Annotated in this window: 9 protein-coding genes and 1 other RNA gene; all 10 read left to right on the forward strand. The window is 44.3% G+C overall.

Annotation, left to right across the window (positions count from 1 at the left end; all coding sequences use genetic code 11):
- The first annotated feature begins 44 nt into the window (after positions 1-44).
- Positions 45-797 carry a triose-phosphate isomerase gene (tpiA, locus tag ACUUJN_RS00980; protein WP_023986490.1) on the forward strand — a complete coding sequence of 251 codons (753 nt, stop codon included), beginning with the start codon at positions 45-47 and terminating at the stop codon, positions 795-797.
- 1 nt (position 798) lies between these two features.
- The gene (gene gpmI, locus ACUUJN_RS00985; protein ID WP_023986491.1) at positions 799-2,343 is read left to right on the forward strand and encodes a 2,3-bisphosphoglycerate-independent phosphoglycerate mutase; all 1,545 of its coding nucleotides are present in this window, start codon (positions 799-801) and stop codon (positions 2,341-2,343) included.
- Between the two features lie 63 nt (positions 2,344-2,406).
- Entirely contained in the window at positions 2,407-3,693 is a 1,287-nt protein-coding gene (gene eno, locus ACUUJN_RS00990; protein ID WP_013308266.1) for a phosphopyruvate hydratase, read from the forward strand.
- Positions 3,694-4,032: 339 nt separating this feature from the next.
- Positions 4,033-4,266, forward strand: coding sequence for a preprotein translocase subunit SecG (gene secG / locus ACUUJN_RS00995; RefSeq protein WP_013308268.1), 234 nt, complete (start codon positions 4,033-4,035; stop codon positions 4,264-4,266).
- Positions 4,267-4,454: 188 nt separating this feature from the next.
- Positions 4,455-7,076 carry a ribonuclease R gene (gene rnr, locus ACUUJN_RS01000; RefSeq protein ID WP_023986492.1) on the forward strand — a complete coding sequence of 874 codons (2,622 nt, stop codon included), beginning with the start codon at positions 4,455-4,457 and terminating at the stop codon, positions 7,074-7,076.
- A gap of 279 nt (positions 7,077-7,355) precedes the next feature.
- On the forward strand, positions 7,356-7,835 hold the full coding sequence (gene smpB / locus ACUUJN_RS01005; RefSeq protein ID WP_013308270.1) for an SsrA-binding protein SmpB: 480 nt from the start codon (positions 7,356-7,358) through the stop codon (positions 7,833-7,835).
- A gap of 250 nt (positions 7,836-8,085) precedes the next feature.
- Positions 8,086-8,450: a transfer-messenger RNA gene (ssrA, locus tag ACUUJN_RS01010) on the forward strand.
- Positions 8,451-8,490: 40 nt separating this feature from the next.
- Positions 8,491-9,210 (forward strand): hypothetical protein, encoded by a 720-nt coding sequence (locus ACUUJN_RS01015; protein ID WP_143757182.1) that lies wholly within the window; start codon positions 8,491-8,493, stop codon positions 9,208-9,210.
- An 862-nt stretch (positions 9,211-10,072) separates the two neighbouring features.
- Complete coding sequence (locus ACUUJN_RS01020; protein WP_484669160.1) at positions 10,073-13,138, forward strand: DNA/RNA non-specific endonuclease; 3,066 nt, start codon at positions 10,073-10,075, stop codon at positions 13,136-13,138.
- 5 nt (positions 13,139-13,143) lie between these two features.
- Positions 13,144-13,632 carry an immunity protein YezG family protein gene (locus tag ACUUJN_RS01025; protein ID WP_484669161.1) on the forward strand — a complete coding sequence of 163 codons (489 nt, stop codon included), beginning with the start codon at positions 13,144-13,146 and terminating at the stop codon, positions 13,630-13,632.
- Positions 13,633-14,055: the final 423 nt, after the last annotated feature.

Here is a 14,055-nt window from a genome sequence, read left to right on the forward strand (position 1 = left end):
GTGAATAAAGCTTTAGGGCACCTAATAGTTAGGAGTTGAAACCATTGAGAACACCGATTATCGCGGGTAACTGGAAGATGTTTAAAACCGTACCAGAAGCTAAAACTTTCATCGAAGAGATCAAAGGCAAAGCAGAGGTTGCAGGAGTGGAAAGCGTGATTTGCGCACCATTTACAAATCTTCCTGCTCTGGTTGAAGCAGTAAAAGGCACGTCTATTAAAATTGGAGCACAAAACCTGCACTTTGCAGAAGATGGCGCATTTACAGGTGAAATTAGCGGTGGAATGCTGAAAGATCTGGGCGTAGACTACGTTGTGATCGGACACTCCGAGCGTCGTGAATATTTTAATGAAACAGACGAAACGGTGAACAAAAAGGTTCATGCGGCATTCCGTCATGACCTGACTCCAATCGTATGTGTAGGCGAAAAGCTGGAAGATCGTGAAGCTGGACAAACCAAAGAGGTTGTAAAAGTGCAAACTGTAGCAGCTTTTGCTGGTTTGGCTAAGGATCAGGCTGCACAAGTAGTTGTTGCTTATGAGCCAATCTGGGCCATCGGAACAGGCAAATCCTCCACTTCGCAGGATGCGAATGAAGTGATTTCCTATATCCGTAGTCTGATTAAAGAGCTGTATGATGAAAATACAGCAAATGCTGTACGTATTCAGTATGGTGGCAGTGTAAAACCTGAAAATGTTACTGAGTACCTGGGTCAAAGCGATATCGACGGCGCGCTTGTGGGCGGTGCCAGTCTTCAACCGGCGTCGTACATCGCGCTTGTTGAGGGGGCGAAGTAAGATGACAGCACCAAAACCGGTAGCTTTAATTATTATGGACGGGTTCGGATTGCGTGACAACGTAGAAGGTAATGCGGTTGCGCAGGCCAACAAACCGAATTACGACCGGTATTTACAACAGTATCCTCATACAACGCTGACGGCTTCTGGCGAAGCAGTGGGTCTGCCTGAAGGACAAATGGGTAACTCCGAAGTAGGTCACTTGAACATCGGCGCAGGCCGAATTGTATATCAAGACTTGACTCGTATTTCGAAGTCCATTCGTGACGGCGAGTTCTACGACAATGAAACACTGGTTAAAGCAGTGCAACATGCTAAGAAGAACAACACGAAACTTCACCTGTACGGACTGTTGTCTGACGGTGGCGTGCATAGCCATATCAGCCATCTGTTCGCTATGCTGGACTTGGCGAAAAAAGAAGGCTTAACTGAAGTGTACATTCATGCTTTCATGGATGGACGCGACGTTATGCCTGACAGCGGCGTAGGCTTCATGCAGCAACTGATCGCCAAAATTCAAGAAGTGGGCGTAGGCAAAATTGCGACTGTACAAGGACGCTATTATGCTATGGACCGCGACAAACGTTGGGAACGTGTGGAGAAATCTTACCGTGCAATCGTATACGGAGAAGGCCCTCAATACACAGATCCAATGGAAGCATTGAAAGAATCGTATGAAAAATCAGTGTTCGACGAATTTGTGGAGCCAACGGTTATTGTGAAGGCTGACGGAAGTCCTGTAGGGCTGGTCGAAAGCAATGACTCTGTTATCTTCCTCAATTTCCGTCCTGACCGTGCGATTCAACTGTCTCAGGTATTTACAAACGCGGACTTCCGTGGTTTTGACCGTGGCCCGAAATTGCCTAAAGATTTGCACTTTGTTTGCCTGACGTTGTTCAGCGAAACGGTTGAAGGCTTTGTAGCTTACGAACCGAAAAACCTGGATAACACGTTTGGTGAAGTGTTGGTTCAAAACAACAAAAAGCAATTGCGTATTGCTGAGACTGAAAAATATCCGCACGTTACTTTCTTTTTCAGTGGCGGACGTGATGTGGAGCTTCCTGGCGAAACTCGTATTTTGATCAACTCGCCTAAAGTGGCTACATATGACTTGCAGCCGGAAATGAGTGCGTATGAAGTAGCGGATGCTGCTGTTAAGGAAATCGAAGCCGACAAGCATGATGCGATTATCCTGAACTTTGCCAATCCGGATATGGTTGGACACTCCGGTATGCTGGAGCCAACGATTAAGGCGGTAGAGACGACGGATGAATGTGTTGGACGTGTTGTAGATGCGGTTAAAGCCAAAGGCGGCGTGGTTATTATCATTGCTGACCATGGTAACGCGGATATGGAAATTGATGAGCAGGGACGTCCGTTCACAGCTCACACAACTAATCCGGTTCCGTTCATTTTGACTGACGAAAATATCGTTTTGCGTGAGCATGGAATACTGGCTGACGTAGCTCCAACGCTTCTGGATTTGATGCAACTTCCGCAACCTGCGGAAATGACAGGAAAATCTATGATTGCATCCCGCAAGTAAGCTTGATTTAATAAGTATAGGCTTGACCAATAAATCATGATTCACAAAGGAGATTAAGTACAAATGACTATTATTTCTGACGTGTACGCTCGCGAAGTCCTCGACTCCCGTGGTAACCCAACGGTTGAAGTTGAAGTATATCTGGAATCCGGTGCTATCGGTAGTGCTATCGTTCCTTCCGGTGCCTCCACAGGCGCTCACGAAGCTGTAGAGCTTCGTGATAACGATAAATCCCGTTACCTGGGTAAAGGCGTTCTGCAAGCTGTTAAAAACGTGAACGAAATTATTGCTCCTGAAGTAATCGGCTTGGATGCTGTGAACCAAGTAGAAATCGACACGCTGATGATCAAATTGGATGGTACACATAACAAAGGTAAATTGGGTGCAAACGCAATTCTGGCTGTATCCATGGCTGTAGCTCGCGCTGCTGCTGAAGCTCTGGGCTTGCCACTGTACACTTACCTGGGCGGATTCAATGCTAAACAATTGCCAGTGCCAATGATGAACATCGTTAACGGTGGCGCTCATGCCGACAATAACGTTGACGTACAAGAGTTCATGGTTCTGCCTGTAGGCGCTCCTACATTCAAAGAAGCTCTGCGTGTAGGCGCAGAAATCTTCCACAACCTGAAATCCGTACTGAACTCCAAAGGTTTGAACACAGCTGTTGGTGATGAAGGTGGTTTTGCTCCTAACTTCAAATCTAACGAAGAAGCTCTGTCCACTATTATCGAAGCGATCGAAAAAGCTGGTTACAAACCAGGTGTTGACGTATTCCTCGGTATGGACGTTGCCTCCACTGAGTTCTTCAAAGATGGAAAATACACATTGGAAGGCGAAGGCAAATCCTTCACTTCTGCTGAGTTCGTTGACCTGCTTGCTTCTTGGGTTGATAAATACCCAATCATCACTATTGAAGATGGTTGCTCCGAAGATGACTGGGAAGGTTGGAAATTGCTCACTGAAAAATTGGGCAACAAAATCCAATTGGTTGGTGACGACCTGTTCGTAACAAACACAGAGCGTCTGGCTAAAGGTATCGATGAAAACATCGGTAACTCCATCCTGATCAAAGTAAACCAAATCGGTACGCTGACTGAAACTTTCGATGCTATCGAATTGGCTAAACGCGCAGGATACACAGCTGTCATCTCTCACCGTTCCGGTGAATCCGAAGACAGCACAATCGCTGATATCGCTGTTGCAACAAATGCAGGCCAAATTAAAACAGGTGCTCCTTCCCGTACTGACCGTATTGCGAAGTACAACCAATTGCTCCGCATTGAGGATCAACTGGGTGAACTGGCTCAATACCACGGCCTGAAATCTTTCTACAACCTGAAAAAATAATATTGCGCAAAAATGCTGATGGCGCCTCTGACTCATGGTTCATGATCACGAAGTCTCAACGCTCAAAGCTTTTACGCATTAAAAAACAGACCTACTCGCCACCGCGGGCAGGTCTGTTTTTTTGTTATTATGGATGTGTATGAGAATACATAACTTTGCAAAGGCTTAATGGCTGAGTGACTTGTATAACTGTTGTTATCTACTGGAAGCTGTGGTAGAATAAAAATAGTGTTTTGCGTTAATTTCCGGCTATTTATAACATGATATGTACATGTTTTCATAAAAGAGGCTGTGTTGTTTTGCAAAACAGATGTATAAGCTCAGGAGGTGGGATTTTTCATGGAAATCTTTTTGAAAGTGCTGCTCGTTGTGTTCTCGATTGCTGTTATTGCGGTTGTTTTACTGCAAAAGGGGAAAAGCGCAGGTTTGTCCGGTGCCATCTCTGGCGGTGCTGAGCATCTGTTCGGCAAAACAAAAGCTCGCGGTATGGATTTGATTTTACAACGTGCAACTGCTGTTTTGGGTGCGGGTTTTATGATCGTTTCTGTTTTAGTTGCATTTTTTGCAAAATAAGATAAATATGTACCTTAAGCCTTCGTTTCGCGGGAAACGGGGGCTTTTTTTAGATTTTGGACAGGCAGGGATGCCGTCGATTAAATTCGTGTATACTAGGGTATGAGTATATTAAGAGCCTTGTATCAGGAACAAGGACATGCGGATTTATTACTGAAAATTAAAGGTCACCCGAGGTGGACAATATTATGATAACAGAGCAACAACTACTCGATTTTATGCGCGAGACTGCATACAAACCCATGACTTACCAGGAGCTGGAGCAGCACTTTGATATTAAGGATGCGGAGGATTTCCGTGAATTTCTTAAGCTCTTGAATTCCTTGGAGGAAGAGGGGAAAATCCTGCTGACCAGCACAAACCGTTATGGCGTGCCGGAACGGATGGATTTGCAGCGTGGGCGTTTGCAGGCTCATGCCAAGGGATTTGCCTTTCTGATTCCAGAGGACCGGGAGCACCCGGATGTATATATTCATGCGAACGACTTAAAAAGTGCGATGAATGGAGATACGGTACTGGTAAGAGTGTCCTCGAAGGGACCTGCGGGCGGTCGATTAGAAGGTGAAGTTGTACGGATCGTGAAGCGTGCAGTGCTTCAAGTAGTAGGCGTGTTTCAGAGCCACGAAGCATATGGTTTCGTTCTGCCGGATGATAAGCGTATTAACCGGGATATTTTCATTCCAAAAACAAGCTTCAATGGAGCCGTAAACGGTCAAAAGGTCGTTGTGCGTATTGTGAGCTATCCAGAAGGACGAGCAGCGGCGGAAGGCGAAGTGTTGGAAGTTTTGGGTCATAAGGATGATCCGGGCGTCGACATTTTGTCAGTTATTCGCAAGCATCAGCTTCCGGAAGCTTTTCCAGATGAAGTTACAGAGGAAGCGGAGAATGCTCCCGACGCGATTACGGAAGAAGAGATTGTTCGTCAGGGACGGCGCGATCTGCGTGATAAGATCATTGTTACCATTGATGGTGAGGATGCCAAAGACCTGGATGATGCTGTAAATGTAGAGCGCTTGCCGAACGGAAACTACCGTCTGGGCGTTCATATTGCCGACGTAGGGTATTATGTGCGTGAGAACTCCAAGCTGGATCAGGAGGCATATAACCGCGGTTGTAGCGTGTATTTGGTTGACCGTGTCATTCCTATGCTTCCACATCGACTTTCGAACGGAATATGTTCTTTGAATCCACAGGTGGATCGACTGACTTTATCCTGTGAGATGGAATTCAATGAGCATATGAAGGTTGTAAAGCATGATATTTTCACCAGTGTGATTAAAACGAAGGAACGGATGACGTACACTAACGTTCGCAAAATCCTCGAAGAGGAAGATGCTGAACTGATGGAACGGTACAAGGATCTCGTTGATGTATTCGGCACGATGAAGGAATTGGCATTGAAGCTGCGTGCTAATCGAATGCGCCGAGGTGCGGTTGATTTTGACTTTGATGAAGCTAAAGTGATTGTGGATAATGAAGGAAAAGCTGTAGATATTGTGAAGAGAGAACGTACGATAGCTGAACAAATTATTGAAGAGTTTATGTTGGCGGCCAATGAAACGGTAGCCGAACATTTCCATTGGCTCAAAGTACCTTTCTTGTACCGGATTCATGAGGACCCAGATCCGGAGAAGCTGCAAAACTTTATGGCTTTCGCGGCTAATTTTGGGCATCAGATCAAAGGTAGAGGAAATTCCATTCATCCGCGTGCACTGCAAACGTTGCTGGAAGATATTCAGGGTACGAAGGAGCAAACCGTGCTTAGCACGATGATGCTGCGTTCGATGAAGCAGGCAAAGTATGATGCGGAAACGACAGGACATTTTGGGCTAGCAGCGGAGTATTACTCTCATTTTACATCGCCGATTCGTCGTTACCCTGACTTGGTGATTCACCGTGTCATTCGTGAGGTATTGGAGAACGGCGGGGCTTTAACAGCCGAGCGTCAGGAATATTTGACTGCACGTATGCCTGATATTGCGCAGCAATCTTCCGAGCGTGAACGTGTGGCTGTGGATGCAGAACGTGATACAGAGCAGATGAAAAAGGCTGAATACATGCTGGACAAGGTCGGCGAGGAGTTCGAAGGCATCATCAGCAGTGTAACCAGCTTTGGGATGTTCATTGAGCTGGACAATACAGTGGAGGGTCTGACGCGTCTGAGTGCGCTTACGGACGACTATTACCACTTTGACGAGCAGCATATGGCTTTGATTGGCGAACGCACCTCCAAGGTGTTCCGCATTGGGGATGAGGTTAAGGTTCGCGTCGCGCGTGTGAACATGGAAGATTACACAATTGACTTTGAACTTGTCGATATGAAGCAACGGCAACGCCGTGAACGGACGGGCGGTTCAGGACAGGGCGGAGGTTTTGCGCGTGGCGGTGAGGGCCGAGGTAAAGGCAAACCCCATGAAGGGCGCGAACGTAAGGGTGGTAAAGACAAGGCTGGCAGGGAGCGTAAAGGCGGTCGTGATGCTGCCGGGAAGCCTAAAGAAGCCGGTTCAGGCGTAGGTGGAGGTATTAGCACCGCAGGTCGTTCAGGGCGCGGCGGTGGAAACGGAGCTGGAGCCGGCTCAGCTAGCAGCTTCGGCTTTGGCAGTGGCAAGGGCGGGTATAACTCGCCAGCATCCGGGGCAAGCAAGCGACGGAAGAAGACGTCTGCCAGCGGTATTTTCATCGGCGGAGCAGCTACACCAGGTAGTGATGCCAGACCAAACGGTGAAGGCGCAGCACGTCGCAAGCGGAAGAATAAGGGCGGAAGTGGCGGCAATAGCACCGCGGGCTTTGTGCGGAAAAAGAAGAAGTAGGTAGCTAGAGCTTACTTACTTTGAAGGCTGGAGCTTTCATTGCAGTGTATGAAGCTGATTTGAAGCATAGGTATACGTGCGGTTTCTGTCTGCTGTATTGGATGGAAGCCGCTTGGTTCTAAGTGTGATATAAGTGCAGTTAGAAATGTAGAAGGCTTGACCTTTCTTGCTTTTACCATCTGAAATTTGTTACAATATATTTCTAGGTGGCTCTTTGTAGCCGGATTTTGATGCCTGGATTTCAAGAGTGAATTACGTTATTCATAAGGAGTGGTATTCATGGGTAAGAAGGCAGACGGGAAAGTGCTCGCCCAGAACAAAAAAGCTTCCCATGACTATTTTATTGAGGACACTTACGAGGCGGGCATGGTGCTAACGGGAACAGAAATTAAGTCTCTACGGAATGGTCGCTCTAATATAAGTGATGCATTTGCTACGATCCGTAATGGCGAAATTCATATTCACAATATGCATATCAGTCCCTTTGAGCAAGGCAATCGTAATAATCCTACCGATCCGACCCGTACGCGTAAGCTGCTGTTGCATAAAGAGCAGATTCGCAAACTTATCGGATTGTCCAAACAGGAAGGCTACACGATTGTTCCGTTAAAGATTTATGTTCGCAATGGTTATGCCAAGCTTTTACTCGGACTGGGTAGAGGTAAAAAGCAGTATGATAAACGTGATGCTGCCGCTAAACGTGATGCACAGCGTGATATCCAGCGCGCTTTACGTGAGAAACAGAAAATTGCAAGATAAGTTGCTCTATTATTGGGTATGGTACAAATTACGTGGAGAAGTTACTTGTTCCTGTAATGGTGCTATTTTATAAGGTTTAAATGGCTTCATTTCGTTTCGTAATGACCTGTAATATGGTATACTAACGAAGTAGTCAGTTTTAAAGCTTTTAACTTTGTTCGAGTGTTGAATCTTAGAATTCAGCTTTTGATATTATGCATGCTTATGCTCCGGTATTTCCGGATTTATCCGTGGAGCCCTTTTATAATAAGGGGGCGTTTATGGATTCGACGGGGATAGTTCGAGCATGGGTAGCGGGTAGTGGGGACGCGTCCGCTTCATCAACGCTAAAGCCTATTAAACGGCAAACAACAAAACAACTACGCTTTCGCAGCCTAAGAAACTGTGTGCGTGCTTCTACCCAGCATCGTCCATGTGACTGGGATAGGGGCTAACAAATAGTGGAATACGCTGTCTCATCTCCGCCTGGGGTGAGCAGAAGAAGATAATCAGGCTGACCCGAAGGGAATCCGGTGACAGGGAGTTTCTAGGGTGACATCAAAACTGTCACTACACCCGTAGAAGCTTATGTGTCGTTATCTTCGGACAGGGGTTCGACTCCCCTCGCCTCCATTGCTATCTTTAAAAAAGACACCATTAAGGTGTCTTTTTTTGTATGCAAATCTATTATTCTGGTGAAACTAATTACTATAATATTAGATTTGGAGTGAGGATAATGACCTTAATGACTACTGAAAAGGAAAAACAATTTCAGATTGCGGATTACAAGAATTTAATTGAAAAACTAATCAAGAGGGGATCTTTGTTTACTTTATTCAAATTTCAAACTGAAATGATACGAGAGTTAACTGCTGATGATCCAGACTTCACACAAAATAGAATTGTTGATTTTCTAATAATATTAAAGGAGGTAACTGATGATTGCTTAACATGCACAAAATGCCATCAACCATATAATTTTAGGATCTGCACTGGGCTAAGTTATGAAAAAGATAATGCAATTGAGCTAACTTGTAATGGGTGTGGTGATTGTTTTACTCATTCGGAGAGGAGAAGTCATGTAACATATTTTAATTTCGAAGCTTGGAGAGAAGTAGACAATTTAAGGAAAAGGTCTAGAGGATTCACGATAAGTTATCGACTTAGTTATTCACCTAAGAAGGCACTTCTTTATATATACGATAATAAAGAGATACGTCCTGAATTATGGATTAATGGCTACCAAATCTTTGAAGCGGAAGAAGTGAAGAGTTACTGGGACTACTCAAAAGGGTTAATAAAACAATGGAAAAAGGATGAGGAACTACAATCAGCGTGTATTCAAATTGAGAATGCAAAGATCTACACACTGGATGAAGTTTCAAAGGGTGATTAAATTAGTTTGGAGTTGGCGAAAGAAGTAGTAGTTTTTTACAGGAATTTAGTTTAGTTTGGTGATTGGAGAGTTTCAAGTGAGGTGCTGTTTTTACACAAGGTTTCGTTCTCTCGCTTTACATCAAGGTACTTAAAGCCACCAACCAGTGTCTGGTTGGTGGCTTTTTATATGGCTTTAATAATTGAGATGAAGAGATTTTACAATTGGTTTTTTACTACAGGCGTACATAGAAATATCAATGCCAATTCAGGAGGAACACATTGATTTTGGTACCACTTATAGTTAGGTCTTGATGGTTTGCCTTCCATCCACTGTCTGGAAACCAGTTATTAATCCAGCGATTTCACGTTGGACCGATTTCTTCAGAAGACCCAAAATGAACTGTCACTGCATATAACCCTTCCGTGATGATGTACTCCTGTAAATCGTATGTGTTATCAAAATCAGAATCTACAGTTATTACTGCGTACGATATTTTGTCCTTCGGTAGTATTTTGGGTGAATGGTCAGGAAATACAGACATCCTCTCTTTTGCGTGTGGATATGGCTCATGTTAAGGAAAATAAGGCTTCACCGATAACAGGAGCCTTTCAAAGTAATAATATCTATTTTCTTTTAGGTGGAAGATGGTTTTGGGGTTTCATATATTCATTCGTTAGCATATTAATTCAAAATAACAGATCGGATGGGGCTTTCTGTAAACAAAATCACTAATCTATCCGATACATACATAAGAATGTTTTGCTGTTAAAAATAACCTCTTAAACTCAAAATCTGAATTGTATAGTAGCTATGAACACATGTAAACACAAGGTAGATGGCGAACGTGCCTTGTGCCGCTGGAAAGGAGATATGAAAGCATTTGGACGTACTGCAAAACGGAATAGGGTATGAAAGTCTACACTTATACGGTCCTTTTCAACCTCAGCATATGGAACAATTGCGAATTACCAGGGCCGTTAACGATCATGCATACCTGTATGTGAGCGGCATGCTGTCGGAAGAACAGGGAGCAGCGTGTGTTGGACAGGACATGGAGCAGGAACCGATTGTCATACGTCAGTTAGATGAGCAAGGACAGTCGATCAGAAGATTGTTTCACGGGCTGGTTACACGTATGTCTGTGCACTGCATAAGGGGAGTATATACTTTTGAACTGGAGGCGGCCTCGCATTCCTATCAAATGGATATCAAAACGAAAAGGCGCTCCTATCAGGACATACATCGTACCTATGATGATCTGGTTACAACGATGGTTCGGAAATACATGTATGGAGACGCCATTGATACGGTAACCAATTATACCGAGTTAGGTACTTTTGTTTTACAATATGAAGAAACCGACTGGGCCTTTTTAAAGCGCCTTGTCTCTCGTTTTGGTTCGGTACTTGTGCCGGAGATCACGGCTGCATCACCTAAGGTTTTCTTTGGAATGCCAGAAGGCAAGCAGTACAAGGTGGAACGTGATGTATTTTATAGGGTTCGAAAAACATTTCATGATTTAGATACAGGAAAACCAGGGGAACGTGCTGGTGCGTATATCACCTATACAATTGAAAATCTGCAATACTATGCACTGGGTGACTTGATCACGTTACCCATCGGACAAGGCAAAGAGCTGGTTGTTGTTCGGGCAGTGACAGAGTTAAAGGATGGTTTACTCCAAACTCGTTATGAACTCCAAGCCGAACAGGATATTCACTATACTCGGTATGAAAATGATCAAGCCATTGGGATTTCACTCACGGGAACGGTATTGAAAGTACAACAGGATTTCGTACAACTTCAACTGGAAATTGATCCGAAGCAAGACCCAGCTAAAGCCTGTTGGTTTCCCGTATCCACCCGTTATGTCGCGGAAGAACATGGCGGTTGGTACGACATGCCTGAAGTTGGGGAACAAGTGGAGCTATATTTACCTACACACTGTGAAAAGGAAGCCTATGTGACCGATTCCTTGCAACAGCATCGCCACGCCAATGGACAGCCAGATGTGAAGGTATGGAAACACGTACAAGGTAGCGGCATAGAAATGTCTGAGCAGGGGCTGATCCTGTCCACTTCCGATGGGCTTTCGATTACACTACATGAGGATACGGGCATCACCGTCAACAGTCCGGGGAATGTACAGATTCAGGGCAATCATGTGAAGCTGGATGCAGGCCAGGAGCTATCACTGGAGGCTGGAAACGAACTATACTTAAAAGGCGGAGCCAGCAGTATGGTGCTAGATGGCGAGACGGACACCAAAGCCCCAGTGATTTATCAGGAAGGTGCGGTAAAAGCTCCAGTTTTCGTAGCTGACCTTCCTCCTGTACCTGAGCCGCCATTAATGAACATTAAAGCCTATGAAGCGGCTCAAACTGCAACAACAGCCAAAGCTCCATCCAGCAACACTCCTACCGCGAAAGTCACAAGTCCGGCAGCTCTTCAACAGGCCAAAGCCTTGATGGGTACGGTGTCTAAGCTTTTAGGCTCCATTCCGGTGATGGGAAAAGTGACTGGTGCTGTTATAGGAGCACTAAGTGGGCCTGCGGCGGGTGTCATTCTGAAAGCAACTGCAGCCATTCCTGTTCGAAGTAAAGGAACACCTACGGTTGGGGGAGGCGGTAAGGGAACCAGAATTCATCCGTTAAAATACTTGGCTGGTTTAACAATGCAGGGACTGGTCAGTCAATACGAGTATGAGCGAGCTCAGGAAGCCTATTATAACAAGTGGATTTTGGGGAAAGTGTATACAAGTGCTCGTCATGTGGCTCATTCCGGTGGAACATTGGAGCTGGTTCAAAACTTGCTGAAAGAGTCTAAGATGATGGTTCATGCGTATCAGCAGGTTCCTAAAAGTGTTCGTGAAAAATGGATTAGGGATTATATGAAGCAACAACCTCCTCCTAAGCCGCTTTCCCCAGAAGAAGAAAAATTACAGAGAGCAAGAAAGTATGCGCAAAGTATTCGTGACTGGGAAGCTAATCGTCCCGAACCCCCTAAAAAAAGCTTTGCCGAGGAAACCACACTCTTTTTCCAGGGCATGGAGGAAACAGTTCAAGCGAACGTTGAAGGCTTGAAACAGTTAAAGGATGCCCTTATCGAGCATCCTGTGGATACTATAAGTACAATAGTGTCGGGCCAATTTGAAGAGGCAAAGGGAGATTTGATATTTGCTAAAAATTATGTTTTGGATCAGGGAAATGCCAGAGAAGAGCATCTCAAAGGTTTAAAAGAAGACGATAAACGGATGTTAGAGAAGGGCCAAAGTTACATGGAGGGTGAGACATTAGCTGGGATGCTAATTAGCTCTCTTCTGGGTAAGGGGAAAGTAAAAGGTAGAAAAGGGACACATCATAATTCCAAGGATACCCCAGGAACAAAGCCCTTAAAACCTAATGAGTCGAAAACGGGTCCAACTAAAACTGAGGAAACGGTTAAGTCAAAGCCCCTAGTTTCTCATACAAAAGTGAAGTATGGCGATCAATACACTCGCGAAGGGCGAAGAAAGGTATTAAAATCAAATGTGGAGTACACTTCTCCAAATGGTCACACTTATAGAACGGATGATAAAGGTCGTCTTGTAAGTGCAGAAGGAAAGCTTGAATTAGGCGAAGCCAAAAGGAATAATCATGCCCAGAGAGTGGCTGGTCGGGAAGATCGTTTGCCAGATGATGAGGGTGGGCACTTAATTGCTAGTATATTTAAGGGATCTGGTAGCCTTGATAATCTTGTCCCTATGAACGGTAACCTAAATAAGGGTGAATGGAAGAAGGTAGAAAACTCTTGGGCTAGGGCTTTAGAAGCTGGAGAGGAAGTAAAGGTAAAGATAAAACCTATATACAGCGGGGATTCACAAAGACCTGTAAGTTTTGAGATAAAATACTCAATAGATGGTATTATGCAAAATCCAGTTAAATTTAAAAATATACCCGGAGGTTGATGCAATTGGAAACACAAAAAATTGCGGATTTGTATCAGGATATTGCAGTGACAGTTAATGAAATAATTCCCGAAGAGTGGAGTAAAGTGTTCATTTACGCAGAAGTGCAAGAAGATGTGAGCAAAGTTGGGTTTTATTATTATCCTGAAAGGGAGGGAAATCCGGTTTTTGTTCTTGAAATACCCGAATTGTTTGAGGTTGACGAAGATCATATAGATCAGTTAAGGCATGAACTTTCAGGATGTTTTGAAGAGTTGTGGAAGGAGTATGCACAGGAAAATCAGGATATTTGGACAAGTCTAACCTTTATACTGGATGCAACAGGGCAGTTTAAAATTGACTTTGAGTATGAGGATTTGTCAGAAGTAGATGATTTTGAAAGGCAGATAATTTGGAGATATAAATATCTAGGCTTAGAACCACCTTTGGAAAAAAAGCGAGCTAGGCAGATTTTTGAGAGCTACATTGAAAGTACACAGGATAACCATCAATAACTAGTTGAAAGAGCTGAGACACGAGGTTGACAAATTCAAAAGTCAAATGTGACAGAGGTATCTTCAGTGAATTGGTGAGTGTTTTTCAAGCTTAGTTGAATGACACGTTTAATTTTTCGTTGATGGTTAACGTTGACATGATTTTCGTTCCATTTCTAATTGAGAAGGGTGGGAGTATGGACAGTTACATGCCCATACTTCCGCTTTTTAGTTGGTAAGCTTGATTTGCAAAGAGAAAAGATTATCTTCTTTTGTACTCTGCATGGATATAATTCGTTGCTCCGACGTAAGGAAGGAGTCTTCCAGTGCGATGTAGCAAGGATCAGTAAATTTGTATCGAGGATTTTCGTTCAGAGAAATGACGAATCTTTATTTGACGTTTCAATTTAATAACAATAATAAAGTGATGTATGACAGAGATTT

This window comes from Paenibacillus sp. LRG-1 (genome assembly GCF_057220305.1).